This is a genomic window from Kribbella sp. NPDC023855, assembly GCF_040639475.1.
Classification (GTDB): Bacteria; Actinomycetota; Actinomycetes; order Propionibacteriales; family Kribbellaceae; genus Kribbella.
Genome location: NZ_JBFAAA010000021.1, coordinates 32,048 through 46,912 on the forward strand (window position 1 = coordinate 32,048; position 14,865 = coordinate 46,912).

Below are 14,865 nucleotides of genomic sequence, written 5' to 3' on the forward strand. Positions count from 1 at the left end.
CGGAGGCGGCTGCCAGAATGCCGCGGTGATCAACGGTCTTCCTGCCGGACTCGTCGCCCGGCATCCCAACGCTGACGATCACCCGCGGGTGCTCGCCGTCCTGGACGAGTGGTGGGGCGGACTCAAAGGCGAAGCGGGTGCGGTCGAGCGGGCGTTGCTGCTGCCCCGGCTGTACTTCCAGCACTTCGCCACGACCAGCTACGTGGTCGAAGATGCTGACGGGAAGCTGGCCGCTTTCCTGGTCGGGTTCCTGTCACAGAGCGAGCCGGAGACCGCCTACATCCATTTCGTCGGCGTCGATCCTGCGCTCCAGGGCAAAGGCGTCGGTCAGGCGCTCTACCAGGCCTTCTTCGCGCTGGCCGAGCAGCAAGGGCGGCGGGTTGTCCGCTGCATCACCAGCCCGGAGAACGCCGGCTCGCAGGCCTTTCACGCGCGGCTCGGCTTCACCGCCTCCGAAATCCTGCCGGACTACGACGGTCCCGGCCTTGCCCGCGTGGCGTTCACCCGGCCGCTTGCCGGTCGGCCGGCTCGGCGGCTGCGGGTCCTGGACCAGGTGCTTGCTCTCGAACACCATGCCCAGTTGAGCGAGCCCGCTGATGATGACTGGGTGGCCTTGGTGCGCGCGCCTGAGGGGCTGACGGTGATCCGCACCGCTGGTGAGTCGGTGCCGGGCAGCGACCGATGGATCGGCCTGTACGACGCCGATCCGGATCACGGTCTCGACGAGCCGGGCCTGCTGGCCGCAGTACTGACACCGCTGGCCCGCGCGGGTCTCCCGGTCTTCACCGCTTCGACCTACCACGCGGACCTGGTCCTGGTTCCCGAGGAACGCAGGGAGCTGGCTCTGTCGGCTCTGCGCTCAGCCGGCTTCACCATCGGCTCGGAATAGCCTGGGGCGGGTAGTGGTTGGCGTTGTACGTGACTGCTGAGCCGATGCCCCTGTCCGTGCTTGACCTTTCGCCGGTGCCGTCGGGGAGTCGTCCGTCGCAGGCGCTCCACGAGACGCTCGCGTTGGCGCGCAGTACCGAGGCCGCCGGCTACCACCGGTACTGGCTGGCTGAGCACCACAACATCCCGAGCGTGGTCAGCACCAGCCCCGAGGTGATGATCGCGGCCGTCGCCGCAGCCACCTCCGCGATCCGCGTCGGCTCCGGCGGCATCATGCTGCCGAACCACTCGCCGCTCAAGGTCGCCGAAACGTTCCGCGTCCTCGGCGGTCTGTACCCCGACCGCATCGACCTCGGCATCGGCCGGGCGCCCGGCACCGACCAGCGCACCGCCCTGGCCCTCCGCCGCAGCCGCGAGGCGCTCTCCGCCGACGACTTCCTCGACCAGTACGCCGAACTGCGCGCGTACGCCGAGGGCTTCCCCGCCGGCCACCCCTTCGCCCCCATCTCGGCACAGCCCGCCGACGTCCCGCTCCCGCCGGTCTGGATCCTCGGCTCGAGCGCGTACGGCGGTCAGGCGGCCGCATCCCTGGGAGCCGGGTTCGCGTACGCGGGCCACTTCGGCACCCTCGACCCGGCCGGCGTGATCAGCTCCTATCGCGAGCAGTTCCAGCCGTCACCCGAGCAGGCCGAGCCCCACGCCATCCTGGCCCTCGCCGCGATCGTGGCGGAAACCGAGGAGCGCGCCCAGGCTCTGAGCCTCGCCAACCAACTCTCGATGCTCCGCCTCCGGTCCGGCCGCCCCACCCCGCTCCCGTCACCCGAGGAAGCCGCCGCCTACCCGTGGTCCGACGGCGAACGCGCCGCGGTCGAGGAGTGGGCCGGCCTGGTCTCCGTCGGCACCCCCGACCAGGTCGCCGAAGACCTCGCCCGCCGGGCCCGGTCAGCCGGCGCCGACGAGCTCATCATCACCACGAACATCCACGACCCGGCCGAACGCCGCCACTCCTTCGACCTCCTCGCCACCGCCTGGGGCCTGAAACCCCGCTAGCCGGCGAAATGTCGAGTACGTCGTACCGGCTCCGACGTGCCGGGTATGACGAACGAAATACCAGCCCTGCCCCCGATCCTCGACCGGAAGACGTTCGAGGCTGAACTGCAGGTGATCCGTGCTCGCGAGAAGGCGCATACCCGGGAAGGCGACGCGATCGCCGCTGCCCGCCGCCGGCTCCCGATGGTCGAGGTGGACGCGACGCTGGAACTGACCGGCGCCCAGGGTTCGACCACTCTCCTCGACGCCTTCGAGGGCCGTCGGCAACTGATCGCCTACTACTTCATGTGGCATCACGGCCACCCTGCCGCCGGGCAGTGCCAAGGCTGCACCTGGTGCACGACGCAGGTTGCCGAGCTGTCCTACCTGCACTCCCGGGACATCACCTACGCGGTCTTTGCCCAGGGCCCGTACTCCGAGTCCAGTCGCTATCGCGACTTCATGGGCTGGGAGATGCCGTGGTACTCGGCCCTGCCGTCGCTCGAGACCCTGCTCGTCGGCCGCCGCGTCGGCTCGATGCACCTGGTCTGTTACCTCCGCGACCGCGACCGGGTCTTCGAGACCTACTGGACCACCCTGCGCGGCGTGGAGGCGATGGACTACAGCTACGCGCTGATGGACCTGACCGTCTACGGGCGCCGTGAGCAGTGGGAGGACTCACCGGCGGGCTGGCCGAAGGAATGGCCGGCCGACTATCCCAAGGTGCTGAACGGGCGCCCGATCGCGCAGTGGTCCCGGATCGAAGCCGGCCGCTCCGATCAGCTCTAGTCAGGTCTTCCGAGTCAGGTCGGGGTGCCGCGGACGTGTTCGAAGATCAGGCTGGTCTCGGCGTGGATGACGGCGGGATCCGCCGTCAGGTAGTCGAGGACGAAATCGCGGAGGGCGTCGGGTGACTCGGCGGCCACGTGCAGCAGGTAGTCGTTCGCGCCACTGACGTGGAACAGCGACAGTACGCCGGGCAGCCGCGGCGCCGCCGCCCGGAAGCGGTCGATCTCGTCTCGCGAGTGCGCCCCGATCCTGATCGCCACCAGGGCCTGCAGCGGCTGACCGAGCGCCGCCAGGTCCACATCAGCGTGGAAGCCGCGGATCACCCCTCGATCGCGGAGTGACCGGACCCTGGTGAGACAGGTCGAGGGCGCGATGCCGGTCGCCTCGGCGAGCGCGTTGTTCGGCATCCGCCCGTCGGCCGTCAGCAGCCGGACCAGCTCCTGGTCGACCTCGTCGAGCGCAGCAGGGACCGGCCGCGGGGCCGGTCCAGGCGTCCGACGATCCTTCGGCATACCCCCACTGTAAGTGTCATGCACAGAATCCACAGCGTGTGGACAAGCCTGTGGACGAATTTTCTTCGGAACTCTTGCGCTCAATCTGCAGAAGATTCCATCCTCACCGCATCACCGAGGAGGCGACCATGACCCAGCTGGACACCCGCTCCGTGCACGCCGGCCGCGACGACCTGACCGCGCTCGGCGTCCACGTCCCCCCGATCGACCTCTCCACGACCTACCCGCTGCCCGGTGTGGCCAGCGGCGGAGCGTCGTACGACGCCCTGGCGCTCGGCAACGGCCCCGACGGCGGCAGCCTCGTCTACCAGCGCCTGTGGAACCCGAATGTCGCCCGCTTCGAGCAGGCCCTGGCCGAGCTCGAGTGCTGCGAGGGCGCAGTCGCTTTCGGCTCCGGCATGGCGGCCCTCTCCGCAGCCCTGCTCGCCACGGTCGCCGCAGGCAAGCCGCACTTGGTCGCCGTCCGGCCGATCTACGGCGGCTCGGACCACCTGTTATCCACAGGCCTCCTCGGTACGACGGTCACCTGGGTGACCGCCGGCGGTATCGCCGACGCGATCCGCCCCGACACCGGACTGGTCATCGTGGAGACCCCGGCCAACCCGACGGTGGAGCTGGTGGACATCGCCGCGGCCGTGCGTCAGGCCAACGGCGTACCGGTGCTGGTGGACAACACGTTTGCGACGCCGGTGCTCCAGCAGCCCGCGCAGCACGGCGCGACGCTGGTGCTGCACTCGGCGACGAAGTACCTGGGCGGGCACGGCGATGTGATGGGCGGTGTAGTCGCGGCTGATACCGAATGGACCGCCAGGCTTCGGCAGGTCCGTGCGCTCACCGGCGGCCTCCTGCACCCGCTGGCGGCGTACGAGCTGCACCGCGGACTGCAGACGCTCCCTGTCCGCATCCGGGCGCAGCAGTCGGCGGCGGAGAAGGTCGCGGACTGGCTCAGCACCCACCCGGCTGTGGACTACGTCTACTACCCGGGTCTGCCCGAGTGCGACCCGCTAGGCCTGGTCGGACGGCAGTTGGCGGGCCCGGGCGCAGTACTGGCCTTCACCACCGCAGGCGGCTACGAGGCAGCCGCCCACGTAGCAGCCTCACTCAAGCTCATCACCCACGCCGTCTCCCTCGGCGGAGTAGACACCCTCATCCAGCACCCCGCAGGCCTAACCCACCGCCTGGTCCCCGAAGAAGCCAAACCCCAAGCCAACCTCCTCCGCCTAAGCATCGGCCTCGAATCCCCCGAAGACCTCACCGCCGACCTAGCCCAAGCCCTGAGCTAGCCAACCGCGCTTGAGCCGCCACGGGGGCCGGCTCAAGCGCAACCCCGGCCCTCAGCGCGCCGGGCACCACGCCTTGGCCCACCGCCCGCTCTGCGGGCCCGCTCCACGGCCTGGGAGGCGGCTTAGACCGGCACTGCGACTGGGTGTTCCAGAACCTTGTCGATGATTCCGTAGTCCTTCGCTTGTTCTGGGGTGAACCAGCGGTCGCGGTCGGAGTCTGCTTCGATGCGTTCGACGGGCTGGCCGGTGCGTTGGCTCAGTAGGCGGGCCAGGTCTTTCTTCGCCAGGATCGCCTGCTCCGCCTGGGTCTTGATGTCCGACGCCGTGCCACCCATCCCGCCGGTCGGCTGGTGCATCATGATCCGGGCGTGCGGCAGTGAGTAGCGCTTGCCTTCCGCGCCACACGCCAGCAGCACCTGTCCCATCGACGCGACCAGCCCCATCGCGTACGTCGCCACATCGTTGCTGATGAAGTTCATCGTGTCGTAGATCGCCAGCCCGGCCGAGACCGAACCCCCGGGCGAGTTGATGTACAGCGAGATGTCCGCCTTCGGGTCCTCGGCGTTCAGCAGGATCAGCTGGGCGCACAGGGCGTTCGCGTTCTCGTCCTTGATCTCCTCGCCGAGGACGACGATGCGCTGCCACAGCAGTCGCTGGTAGATGTGGTTGTCGAGGGCATTCGGTGCGGTCGTCTCGGTCATGTCTCCCAGCGTGGCCGCACCCCGCCCGCCAGTCCCGGGAATCTGCCCATGGCAGATCTGCCCACCGCAGACCCGGCCGGGGTGGCACACTCGGTACAGGACCACGGACGACCTACCGGGGAGGACCCAGACGTGTTGCTACGCCAGGTGATCGGAAACGTCTTCCGCCGGCTGCGGCGCGAGCGGGGTATCACCCTGCGCGAGCTCGCCGAGCTGGCCCAGGTCTCCGTGCCGTACCTGTCCGAGATCGAGCGCGGCCGCAAGGAGCCCTCCTCGGAGATCCTCGCCGCGATCTGCCGGGCGCTCGACCTGGAGCTGGCCGACCTGCTGGCCGAGGTGCAGTTCGACCTCGCCACCGCGGTCCGCTCCACGCTGCCGGTGCGCCTGCAGACCTCGGCCATCCGCGTCACCGAGTCCGCCCCGCAGCGGGTGGTCTCCTCGCCGAACGCGTACTCCGGCACGGCTCAGGCGTTCGCCCTGGTCGCCTAGGCGGTGCTCTGGCACAGCAACCCAGGTGCAAGAGCCTGGCGTACTACGGCTGCGCCCGCAGAGGTGCTCGCCTTCCACCAGTCCCTTCCCGGATATGCGCCGACCCCGCTGACCGCAGTACCGGCGCTGGCGGCTGAGCTGGCGGTCGGGCGGGTCCTGGTGAAGGACGAGTCGCAGCGGCTCGGTCTGCCTGCTTTCAAGGCACTCGGCGCGTGGTGGGCCATCCACAGCGCTCTGCAGGATCACCCGCGCACCGCGGAGCTCGTCACGGCGACCGACGGCAACCACGGCCGTGCAGTCGCGCGTATGGCGCGCATGCGTGGTCTCAAGGCCCACGTGTTCATCCCGGCCGTCGTCAGCGAGCGCGCCGTCGAGGCGATCCGCTCCGAGGGCGCGCTGGTGACAATCATCGACGACTCGTACGACGCTGCCGTGGCTGCTGCCGCCGATGCGGCCAGCGGCAACAGCCTGCTGGTCCAGGACTCGGCCTGGCCTGGGTACGAGGTCATCCCGCAGTACGTGGTCGACGGCTACTCGACGCTCTTCCGCGAAATCGACGTCGAGCCCGACCTGGTCGTAGTACCGATGGGTGTCGGCTCCATCGCCCAGGCTGCTGTCACTTACTACCGCAGTGGTCCTGTGGCTCCGGCTGTCCTCGGTGTCGAGCCTGCTAGCGCTGCTTGTGTCACTGCCAGTCTCCAGGCCGGAGAGCTGGTCACTGTGCCCACAGACCAGACAGTGATGGCTGGCCTGAACTGCGGCACCCCCTCAAGCCTCGCCTGGCCCGTACTGCGCGCTGGGCTGGACGCAGCGGTCACAGTGGAGGACTCCGAGGCGCTACTCGCAGTCGACGACCTTGCAGCGGCCGGTATCTCTTCCGGCCCGAGCGGAGCCGCGACGCTGGCCGGCCTGCGGGCGGCACGCGACCGGTTGCCGCTGAGCGCCACCAGCACGATCATTTTGATCAGTACGGAGGCTGCCTCGTGATTGACTACCGAATCCGCTTCCCGGTCGACGACATCGCGCTGTCCGGCCTGCACGCGCTCGCTTTCGGCTCTCCGGTCGAGGTGCAGCCGTGGGCGGCGCGGCTGGAACGGCACGCACTCACCTGGGTCGGTGCCTTCAGCGACAACCTGTTCGTCGGCTTCGTCCAGGTCTGCTGGGACGGCGGCGCGCATGCATTCGTGCTCGACACGGCCGTGCACCCGGAGTACGGGCGGCAAGGTATCGGCAAGCGACTGGTCCGAGCTGCTGCCGCGGAGGCGAAGGCAGCGGGTTGTGAGTGGCTGCACGTCGACTACGAGCCGCATCTCGCCGACTTCTACGTGAAGGCCTGCGGCTTCTCACCGACCGAAGCGGCCCTGCTCAAGCTCCGCTGAGTACTGCGGTCAGCCGTTCGGTCGACACGCACGAGATCAGGCATCGCTCCTTGGCGTCACCAAGCAGCTCAGCAGTCCACCGCGTGAACCCGCCATCGCCCAACTCGGAGCCACCCACGCCGATGCCGAGCGCAGTACCGGCGTAGTAGTTCGATCCCTTGTCCCGCACGGGATCCTCGGTGAACGGCACCTTCAGCGCAGGCCGAACGGTGTCCTCGATCCGCTCCCGTACTGCGGTCGGCGCGAAAGTCGTGAACGTCAACTCCACCTCGTCACCCAGCACGTCGTGCCAGAACCGCAGATGATCCACGAGCATCTCGGCCTCGGTCCGCCCCGAACCGCTGTCCCGCGCACTCGACACCAGCGCGAACAACTGGAAATGCGCGAACATCCCCGGCGCGTCGACCGCCTGAGCACGTACCACTCGCTGGCAGGCCGCGAGATCGACCCGCGACTGGCCGGCCCGTCGGCGTACCGCGGCCTCGATCGCGAGCACGTTGGTGGGATCGCTCGCCACCTCGGTGCCCCGCATCGTGCTGACGATCTTGTTCTGGTCGACGGTCGCCACTGCCGAACATGTGCCCAACGGCGCCAGCGGCGACAGTTCAATCCCCGCGAACCGCTCGGGCAGCCGCTCCCACAGCATCGCCTGCGTCTTGACCAGCGCCCGCGGATCGACCTCCGACGGTCGCACGAACCGATCCTCCTGCCACCGCCGCACCACCCGAGCCGGCGTCACCGCACCCGCCCGGACCCGACTGATCTCCAGCAACGCGGTCTGCAACTCCGACGCACTCAACCCGCGCCCGAGCGCCTCCCGCGCCCCGTCCGGTACCTTCCGCCACACCCGCTCGCCCACCTGACCCATGCCCTCCACCCTGCCGGATCGAGTCCGGAAACGCTTCCCGATTTCGCTCTGTACCAACTAGTCTGTACGGCATGGATGCGATGCAGTACGAGGTGAATCTGCCGGCGGACTACGACATGGGGATCATTCGGAGACGGGTGGAGACGCTGGGTTCGAAGACGGACGACTTCGACGGGCTCGGCGTGAAGGCCTATCTCGTGCAGGACCAGGCGAACGGGGCGGCGGTGAACCAGTACGCGCCGTTCTACCTGTGGAACGACACGGCCGGGATGAGCCGGTTCCTCTGGGGTGGCGGGTTCTTCACCGGCATCTGCAAGTCGTTCGGGCGTCCGAGCGTGCGGCACTGGACAGGTGCAGGGGTGGTCCCTGGAGCTGATGTCGACCAACCGGCGGTCGGCGCGACCAAGAACGTGCAGCTGCTGCCGCCGGACGTCGACCCGGCGGTGCCGGTCGCCGAGGCGATGGAGGCGTTGCACCGGACGGCCGCCATGCCCGGTGTCCACAGCTCGGCGCTCGCCGTGGACCCGGCACGATGGGAGCTCGTCCATTTCACCTTGTGGAGCGGCGAACCGGGCATCGTGCCCGGCACGCGCTACCAGGTCCTCCACTTGTCCACACCCGGGACAAAGGTTCTGTTCGGGTAGTACGCTCAGCCTCCGAATGCGGCGGCGTGGTCGCGAGCCCAGTCGGCGAAGGTGAGCGCTGGACGGCCCAGCAAGGCCTCCACAGTTCTGGTGGTGGGACCCGGCCGGATGGCGTAGTCGGCCAGGGAGCCGAGGAGACGGGCCGGGACCTCCTCGGGCAGCCCTTGCGCGAGCATCCCCTGCCGGAGCTGCTCGGGAGCAATCTCCTGGAACGACAAGGGCCGGCCGATCGCGGCTCCGATCAGTTGCACCTTCTCGGACTGGTCCAGCGACTGCGGCCCGGTCAAGGTCAGAGTCGAACCGGCATGGGCCCCGCCCACGAGAGCCTGTACGGCGACAGCCGCGATGTCCGTTTCGTGGATCGGTGAGGTGGTGGCGCCGCCGTACGCGCCGCGCACCACGTCACCGCTCCTGATCTGCGGTGCCCAGGCGAGGGCGTTGGCGGCGAAGTCGGCCAGGCGCAGGATGGTCCAGTCCAGGCCGGAGTCCTTGACGAGTTCCTCGGCGGCCTGGAACTGAGCTGCGAACCGGGGTTCCCCCGCTGGATACTCCACGGTGGTTGCCGAGAGCAACACCGCGCGGCGGACGCCTTGCTTGAGCGCCAGTCGCAGCAGCTCGCCCAGGCCGGGTCCGGTGGCGCGTGGGCTGAGCTGGATCGCTTCAACGCCTTCGAGCGTGCCTTCCAGCCAGTGCGGACTGAACAGATCGCCGTCGGCGACACGGACGGCGTCGGGGAAGTGGGTCTCACCGCGGGTGACCGCGGTGACGGCTCGGCCGTCGTTCAGCAGCAGCCGCGTCACCTCACGCCCGACAATCCCGCCGGCTCCGGTGAGAAGGATCATGAGACGACCACCAATGCTGCCGGCGTCGCAGAGTCGAGGCGGTTGCGGCGTCCGCCGGTCCGCTTGGTCATCGCGGAGGGGATGGCCGTCTTCGAGCGGTAGAACTTGAGTGGACTCGAGCTGACCGCCTCCTTGTAGGCGATGGCGGCCCGGCCCTTGAGGTACCAACGGCTCGGGGTGTCGTCCGGATTGGTGAACTGGATGACGGCGTCCTTGCGGCCCAACGACACCGGCTGGTGGATGTACCCGAAGCGGAACGGGCGAGGGTCTTTGCCGCGCAAGATCCGGGCGATCGACTCGGCCGTGTGCGCGCCCGCGGGGATGCCGCTCTGGCAGGTCCCGTGGATGACGCCGTACGCCTGGCGGATCGCGGCCGCATCGCCGATCGCGAACACCTCTGGATGGGAGACCGAGCGCAGCGCGTCGTCCACGATGACCCGGCCGGCGTCGTCGACGGTGAGGCCGGCTTCTGCCGCGAGGCGGGCGTGGACGACGCCGGTCGTCCACAGCGCCACATCGGCCGCGATGCGCACGCCGCCGTCGAGTTCGACCGCGCCGGGCAGGACGCGGGTGACCGTCACGCCGGTTCGGACTTCTACGCCGAGACGGTCGAGGGCGTTCATCAGGTAGGCGCGCGCCTTCGACCCCATCATCTTTCCGGGCTCGTCACGGTTGAGCAGATGCACCCGCAGGCGGGGGTACGCCTCGGCAGCCTCGGCGGCTGCTTCGATGCCGGTGAGGCCCGCGCCGCAGACGGCGAGGACGCCCTCGGCGTTGTTCCGCAGGGCTTCTGCGAACGCCGGGTCGTCGATCGTGAAGGCGTGCTCGACGCGCGGGGTGGTGCTGCCGATCGCATAGACCAGGTAGTCGTAGGTGAGATCGCGGCCGTCGTCGAGGACGACGCGGCGGTCGGCGGCATCGATCCGGGCCGCGCGGCCCTCGACGAAGTCGACGCCTGCTGGGACGAGATCGGGGATGCGGTGGGCTCCGAGGTCCTGGCCGACCGCAGCCTGGTGCTGGCGGAGGCGCTCGTTGAAGACGCCGGTCGGGTTGACGACGGTGATCTCGGCAGCCTTGGTACGCCGGGCGATGCCGTGGGTGGCCATCATGCCGGTGTACCCGGCGCCGAGGACGATGACGCGGTGCTTCATGTGGGTGTCCGTTCGTTCGTGCTGGAGCTCAGGGGATGCGGTTCGTCTGCGGCGTCCTCAGACCCGGATCGCGGCGATGCCTTCGCGGTACGTCGGGTTTGCCGGGGTCCAACCGAGTTCGGCCTTGGCCTTGGCGTTCGACAGGCGGTAGGACCCGGTGATGACGGCATGGAGAAGTGGGATCGGCCGGAGGATCCAGCCGGGCAACGACTTCGGCGGGGGAGCGCCGAGGTGCGCGGCGGCGGTACGGATGAAGTCGCTGAAGGGGGCGGGCTCGTCGTCGACGACGTTGTATGCCTCCCCGCCCCGGCCGTGCTCGAGGGCCAGGACGGTCGCGGCGGCGGCGTCCTCGACGTGGATGAAGGAGATCGGCCCACCCCTCAGCGCCGGCAGCTTTCCCTGTTCGATCATCTCGATGAGGGGATCGCCCGGGGCGCCGTAGAAGGCGCCATACCGAAGGGCGATCCCGTCGATGCCCTCGGCATTGAACGTCTGCTCCTCGGTGGACCGGAGCGCGGCGATGTGCTGGTCGAACCGCCCGTACCCGCCCTGCCCGAACGTGTCCTTCTCGGTGAGGAAATGGTCGCCGAGATTCCCGTAGCCGTAGCCGAAGAGGTTCGACTGGGTGACGAAGCGCCGGGCGCCCACGACGCGAGCGGCGGCGAGCAGGTTTGCGGTGCCTTCGATGCGGAGGCGGTTGGTCGGAGCCATGCCACTATGCCGCATCGGGGCCTTCTTCAGTGCGGTGAGTTGGTGCATGACCGCGTCGACCTTCAGGCCGCGGACAGCCGCCAGCAGGCCGTCGCGGTCGAGTGCGTCCGCGACCAGTTCGGTGGTGCCGGCGGGCGCGCCGCCGCAGCGGCGGGTGAGGGCCACCACTTCGTGCCCGGATTCGAGAAGCGCCCGGGTAAGCGGCGTTCCAACAGCGCCGGTGCCTCCGGCCAGTAGGACTCTCATGCGTTGTTCCTCCGTGTCAGTAGCCCATGAATGCGAACCCGGCGGCCGCTGAAACGGGCGGCGAACGACCTGGCGGATTCACTGTGGAGTCGGGCGAACTGCAGCGGCAACGGCGATGTGCTCAACGAACTGTTCAGCACGAATGAAGACCCGCGTGAGCGCCGTTTCGGCGTTCAGCGGGTCTCAAGGATTGTTTCGCAGTTCGGGCCTAGGCGACGGCCGGAGGCCAGTCCAGCGTCACGGGTCCGTGGGCCTCGGCGAGCCGGGCGAAGTCCCGGATGAGTTCGGTCTCGCGGGCCGCCGACCAGACCAGCGCCGACGCGACGCTCGGTGCGTTCTCCAGCGGCACGTAGGCCATTCCCGGATGCTGGTTGTACTGCGCGAACTGCGCGATGATCGGGCCGATCCCCTTGCCGGCCAGGACCAGTGCGACGCCGGCCTGCAGGCTCTCGACGCGGTACGTGCGCTCGATCGGCCGTCCCGACGGCGTCCGCCGCGGCACGAAATAGTCGATCCAGTAGTCCTCCGGGTCACCGCCGGAGACGATCACCGGGTTGTCCGCGAGGTCCTCCAGCGTCCCGTAACCGCGGCGCGCGATCGGGTGTCCCTCGGGTATCGCCATCAGCAGGCGCTCGCGCAGGACGACCGGTCCGACGACCATGCCTTCCTCGCGGACGGGCAGGGGGATGGCGAGCACGTCGACCCGATCCTCCCGCAGCGGCCGTAGGTGGTCGCCGATCTCGGCTTCCATCACGAGGCGCGGTTCGGCACAGGGCTGGCGGGACTCGAACAGCTGGGCGAGCTCCACCAGGTGCCGGCCGTTCGCCGTACCGAGGAAGCCCAGCCGCAGCTCGCCGTCGAGCCCTTTGGCCGCCTGGATGGTTCGCTGGACGATCTTCTCGACCGCCTCGTGCGCGGGCGCGAGGTCGCGGTGGAACTGCCGGCCCAGGTCGGTGAGCGTCACACCACGCGTGGTCCGCTCGAACAGGGCCGCGCCGATCCGGCGTTCGGTCTTCTGGATGAGCTGGGTGACCCGGGCCGGGGAGAGGCGGAGGCGCTTGGCGGTGCGGCCGAAATGCAGCTCTTCGCACAGCACGAGGAACGTCTCGATCTCCTGGCGCTCCACGCACTCACCTCAAGTATTCACTCACGCTGAAGGATCGCTCAGCCGTCCTGAACGCCGAGTATAAGTTCTGTCCGGGCCGTGCGTTCGCGGATATCTTTTAAGGCATGACGTACTCGAGCCCGCACCTTTGACGCCCTGACCGACCACGACCCAGCGCGGTACCGCGCAGCCTGTCCGTTCGCATCGTCGCTTACGAGGCGCTGCAGGACTTCATCCCGTTGTATCCGTTGTACGGCTTGCTGTTCGCCGACCACGGACTGTCGGCGGCCCAGATCTCGACGCTGTTCATCATCTGGTCCACGACCGCGTTTCTGTTCGAGGTGCCTTCGGGTGCCCTGGCGGATGTCTTCTCCCGGCGCAAACTGCTGGTGCTCGGCGCCCTCATCGGAGGCTCGGGCTATGCGGCCTGGATCGCCCTGCCCTCGTACGCCGGGTTCGCCGCCGGTTTCGTGTTGTGGGGAATCAGCTCCGCGCTGATCTCCGGCACCTTCGAAGCCTTCGTGTACGACGAACTCGCCGCGCGCGGAGCCTCCGACCGGTACGCCGGACTGATCGGCAGGGCGAAGTCTTCCGCCCTGGTCATGAATCTGGCGGCTACCGCATTGGCAGCGCCGCTGTATCAGCTTGGTGGCTATCCGTTGGCGGGTGCCGTCAGTGTTTGCAGCTGCCTGGCCCAGGCGGCTGTTGCCCTGTCCTTGCCGGAGGCGCCGCCTGTCGCCACGACCGACGAAACAGAGGAGGTGGAACCGGGAGCCGGAGGTGGCCCACTCGGACGGTATCTGGCGATGCTGCGCTCGGGACTGAGCGAGGCAGCGACCAGTCACGTCGTCCGCAAGGCCGTCGCGCTGGTGGCTCTGTTGGGTGGATTCCTGGCCTTCGACGAGTATTTCCCCTTGCTGGCAAGGGAGATCGGCGCCTCGACGTCACTCGTCCCGGTGCTGATCGCCGGTACGGTCGCTGCCCAGGCGATCGGCGGTGCGCTCGCAGGTCCGGCGTACCGGCTGCGGGGTCGGCTGCTCGCGGCTGGGCTGGGAGTGTCGGCCGGGTTGCTGGCGTGGGGTGCGTTGAGTGGGACGGCTCATGGGTTCGTACCGATCGCGATCGGCTACGGCGTGATGCAACTCGTCATCATCGTCGCCGAAGCGCGGCTGCAGGACGCCATCACGGGTCCGGCACGCGCAACGGTGACGTCGGTGTCGGGCCTGTTCGCCGAGGTCTTCGCTGTCGCGGTCTACGCGGGCTTCGCGTTGGGGTCGTTCTGGTTCGCACTTCCGGCCTTGGTGGCGGGGCTGACCGTCCCGCTGTTCCTGACCGCTCTGATCACGCCGTCGGCGCTGCCACCGCCGGCGCCGCATGAATCCTCAGTGAGAGAGGAGGGCGTTGACGGATGAGACCAGGCGGGTGACGAAGGCGGCGCGCTGGACGTCCTTGGTGGACGCCAGGGAGAGGAAGGGGTTGAGGTCTTCGAGCTCCACCAGGAGAAGGTCGCCGTCGCGGGTGCGGCAGGCGTCGACGCGCTGGATGCCGTGGTCGATGGCGTTCCAGTCGATGAAGCGCTGGGCGAAGGCGAGGTCGTCCTCGGTCGGCTGGTAGGGCTGCAGCTCCCAGCGGAGGTCGGGATCGGGGGCGTACAGCGCGTACTGGAAGTCGTGGTCGACGAAGTAGAAGGAGACCTCGTACCAGAAGTCGATCAACGGCTGCGCGAGCAGGCCGTCGAGAGGAAGGGTGGTGAGTTCGGCACGGGAGACTTTGCGCAGTCCGATCGAGTCGGAGCCCAGCTTCGGCTTGACGAGATACGCGGCTGACTCGGGCAACGCGGACGGGTCGCTGTCGGTGGTCGGGATGACCGGGTAGCCGGCGTCGCTCAGCTCCACCAGGTACTGCTTGCCGACCATGTCGGCCTTGCCGGTGAGCTGGTTGTACACGCGAGTTCCCCGGGCGACCGCGGCTGCCCGGAACTCGTCGTACTCAACCTGGAAATGCAGCACCGGCCCGCTGTTGCGTACGACCACGGCGTCGAAGCTGTCCATCAAGGCCACCGCATCGAGCGGATGACACAACGCCAGATCAAAGTGGTCCCGCAGTTCTCGAGTGAGAAAGATGTCCTCGTCGCAGTACCGCCGGCCACGAGCCGGATAGGTGAGATCACTGACGTACAAGATCTTCGAACGCATGGTGGAGCCTCCGGCGGTGAGAGTTGCGGTCTG

Annotated in this window: 17 protein-coding genes; 9 read left to right on the plus strand and 8 right to left on the minus strand. The window is 68.7% G+C overall.

All coding sequences use genetic code 11. From position 1 onward, the window contains the following. Positions 1–25 precede the first annotated feature (25 nt). Genes AB0F51_RS38285 through AB0F51_RS38295 form a run of 3 tightly spaced genes read left to right on the plus strand, consistent with a single transcriptional unit; the run spans position 26 to position 2,706 of the window. The gene (locus AB0F51_RS38285; RefSeq protein ID WP_360288517.1) at positions 26–889 is read left to right on the plus strand and encodes a GNAT family N-acetyltransferase; all 864 of its coding nucleotides are present in this window, start codon (positions 26–28) and stop codon (positions 887–889) included. A gap of 29 nt (positions 890–918) precedes the next feature. Further along, positions 919–1,938: an LLM class flavin-dependent oxidoreductase gene (locus AB0F51_RS38290; RefSeq protein WP_360288519.1), complete on the plus strand. Its 1,020-nt coding sequence runs from the start codon at positions 919–921 to the stop codon at positions 1,936–1,938. Between the two features lie 45 nt (positions 1,939–1,983). Next, positions 1,984–2,706, plus strand: a complete 723-nt coding sequence (locus tag AB0F51_RS38295) for a DUF899 family protein (protein ID WP_360288521.1) — start codon at positions 1,984–1,986, stop codon at positions 2,704–2,706. A 14-nt stretch (positions 2,707–2,720) separates the two neighbouring features. Here AB0F51_RS38295 and AB0F51_RS38300 read toward each other — a convergent pair whose 3' ends face one another. Then, positions 2,721–3,218 carry an Lrp/AsnC family transcriptional regulator gene (locus AB0F51_RS38300; protein ID WP_360288523.1) on the minus strand — a complete coding sequence of 166 codons (498 nt, stop codon included), beginning with the start codon at positions 3,216–3,218 and terminating at the stop codon, positions 2,721–2,723. 128 nt (positions 3,219–3,346) lie between these two features. Between AB0F51_RS38300 and AB0F51_RS38305 the strand changes: the two genes are divergently transcribed. Further along, positions 3,347–4,501 (plus strand): PLP-dependent aspartate aminotransferase family protein, encoded by a 1,155-nt coding sequence (locus tag AB0F51_RS38305; protein ID WP_360288525.1) that lies wholly within the window; start codon positions 3,347–3,349, stop codon positions 4,499–4,501. Positions 4,502–4,623: 122 nt separating this feature from the next. On the opposite strand, the gene AB0F51_RS38310 is transcribed toward AB0F51_RS38305, so the two are convergent. After that, positions 4,624–5,202, minus strand: a complete 579-nt coding sequence (locus AB0F51_RS38310) for an ATP-dependent Clp protease proteolytic subunit (RefSeq protein ID WP_360288527.1) — start codon at positions 5,200–5,202, stop codon at positions 4,624–4,626. A 132-nt stretch (positions 5,203–5,334) separates the two neighbouring features. Between AB0F51_RS38310 and AB0F51_RS38315 the strand changes: the two genes are divergently transcribed. Genes AB0F51_RS38315 through AB0F51_RS38325 form a run of 3 tightly spaced genes read left to right on the plus strand, consistent with a single transcriptional unit; the run spans position 5,335 to position 7,070 of the window. Continuing rightward, positions 5,335–5,691, plus strand: coding sequence for a helix-turn-helix transcriptional regulator (locus AB0F51_RS38315; protein WP_360288529.1), 357 nt, complete (start codon positions 5,335–5,337; stop codon positions 5,689–5,691). Positions 5,692–5,694: 3 nt separating this feature from the next. Beyond that, positions 5,695–6,678: a pyridoxal-phosphate dependent enzyme gene (locus tag AB0F51_RS38320; RefSeq protein ID WP_360288531.1), complete on the plus strand. Its 984-nt coding sequence runs from the start codon at positions 5,695–5,697 to the stop codon at positions 6,676–6,678. Continuing rightward, positions 6,675–7,070 carry a GNAT family N-acetyltransferase gene (locus AB0F51_RS38325; protein ID WP_360288533.1) on the plus strand — a complete coding sequence of 132 codons (396 nt, stop codon included), beginning with the start codon at positions 6,675–6,677 and terminating at the stop codon, positions 7,068–7,070. Before AB0F51_RS38320 ends, AB0F51_RS38325 begins: the two co-directional genes overlap by 4 nt. Here the strand turns inward: AB0F51_RS38325 and AB0F51_RS38330 are convergent. Further along, complete coding sequence (locus AB0F51_RS38330; protein WP_360288535.1) at positions 7,057–7,938, minus strand: hypothetical protein; 882 nt, start codon at positions 7,936–7,938, stop codon at positions 7,057–7,059. The two genes, AB0F51_RS38325 and AB0F51_RS38330, sit on opposite strands and share 14 nt — an antisense overlap. A gap of 71 nt (positions 7,939–8,009) precedes the next feature. Here AB0F51_RS38330 and AB0F51_RS38335 point away from each other — a divergent pair, with 71 nt between their 5' ends. Continuing rightward, positions 8,010–8,582 (plus strand): DUF4865 family protein, encoded by a 573-nt coding sequence (locus AB0F51_RS38335; RefSeq protein WP_360288537.1) that lies wholly within the window; start codon positions 8,010–8,012, stop codon positions 8,580–8,582. A 5-nt stretch (positions 8,583–8,587) separates the two neighbouring features. Here the strand turns inward: AB0F51_RS38335 and AB0F51_RS38340 are convergent, their stop codons facing one another. The 4 genes from AB0F51_RS38340 to AB0F51_RS38355 all read right to left on the minus strand — a co-directional run bounded on the left by AB0F51_RS38340 (position 8,588) and on the right by AB0F51_RS38355 (position 12,658). Beyond that, on the minus strand, positions 8,588–9,424 hold the full coding sequence (locus tag AB0F51_RS38340; RefSeq protein ID WP_360288539.1) for an NAD(P)H-binding protein: 837 nt from the start codon (positions 9,422–9,424) through the stop codon (positions 8,588–8,590). Then, on the minus strand, positions 9,421–10,575 hold the full coding sequence (locus tag AB0F51_RS38345) for an FAD-dependent oxidoreductase (protein ID WP_360288541.1): 1,155 nt from the start codon (positions 10,573–10,575) through the stop codon (positions 9,421–9,423). The genes AB0F51_RS38340 and AB0F51_RS38345 overlap by 4 nt, the downstream gene beginning before the upstream one ends. A 57-nt stretch (positions 10,576–10,632) precedes the next feature. After that, positions 10,633–11,532 carry an NAD(P)-dependent oxidoreductase gene (locus AB0F51_RS38350; protein WP_360288543.1) on the minus strand — a complete coding sequence of 300 codons (900 nt, stop codon included), beginning with the start codon at positions 11,530–11,532 and terminating at the stop codon, positions 10,633–10,635. A gap of 208 nt (positions 11,533–11,740) precedes the next feature. Next, positions 11,741–12,658, minus strand: a complete 918-nt coding sequence (locus AB0F51_RS38355) for a LysR family transcriptional regulator (RefSeq protein ID WP_360288545.1) — start codon at positions 12,656–12,658, stop codon at positions 11,741–11,743. A 218-nt stretch (positions 12,659–12,876) separates the two neighbouring features. On the opposite strand from AB0F51_RS38355, the gene AB0F51_RS38360 reads away from it, so the two are divergent. Next, the gene (locus AB0F51_RS38360) at positions 12,877–14,049 is read left to right on the plus strand and encodes an MFS transporter (RefSeq protein WP_360288547.1); all 1,173 of its coding nucleotides are present in this window, start codon (positions 12,877–12,879) and stop codon (positions 14,047–14,049) included. Here AB0F51_RS38360 and AB0F51_RS38365 read toward each other — a convergent pair. Beyond that, the gene (locus AB0F51_RS38365; protein WP_360288549.1) at positions 14,020–14,832 is read right to left on the minus strand and encodes a hypothetical protein; all 813 of its coding nucleotides are present in this window, start codon (positions 14,830–14,832) and stop codon (positions 14,020–14,022) included. The genes AB0F51_RS38360 and AB0F51_RS38365 overlap by 30 nt on opposite strands. Positions 14,833–14,865 lie beyond the last annotated feature (33 nt).

Coding starts and splice junctions, on each gene's coding strand:
- AB0F51_RS38340 (WP_360288539.1), bottom strand. CDS start 9,424: ATGATCCTTCTCACCGGAGCCGGCGGGATTGTCGGGCGTGAGGTGACG.
- AB0F51_RS38310 (WP_360288527.1), bottom strand. CDS start 5,202: ATGACCGAGACGACCGCACCGAATGCCCTCGACAACCACATCTACCAG.
- AB0F51_RS38345 (WP_360288541.1), bottom strand. CDS start 10,575: ATGAAGCACCGCGTCATCGTCCTCGGCGCCGGGTACACCGGCATGATG.
- AB0F51_RS38335 (WP_360288537.1), top strand. CDS start 8,010: ATGGATGCGATGCAGTACGAGGTGAATCTGCCGGCGGACTACGACATG.
- AB0F51_RS38365 (WP_360288549.1), bottom strand. CDS start 14,832: ATGCGTTCGAAGATCTTGTACGTCAGTGATCTCACCTATCCGGCTCGT.
- AB0F51_RS38350 (WP_360288543.1), bottom strand. CDS start 11,532: ATGAGAGTCCTACTGGCCGGAGGCACCGGCGCTGTTGGAACGCCGCTT.
- AB0F51_RS38330 (WP_360288535.1), bottom strand. CDS start 7,938: ATGGGTCAGGTGGGCGAGCGGGTGTGGCGGAAGGTACCGGACGGGGCG.
- AB0F51_RS38295 (WP_360288521.1), top strand. CDS start 1,984: ATGACGAACGAAATACCAGCCCTGCCCCCGATCCTCGACCGGAAGACG.
- AB0F51_RS38300 (WP_360288523.1), bottom strand. CDS start 3,218: ATGCCGAAGGATCGTCGGACGCCTGGACCGGCCCCGCGGCCGGTCCCT.
- AB0F51_RS38305 (WP_360288525.1), top strand. CDS start 3,347: ATGACCCAGCTGGACACCCGCTCCGTGCACGCCGGCCGCGACGACCTG.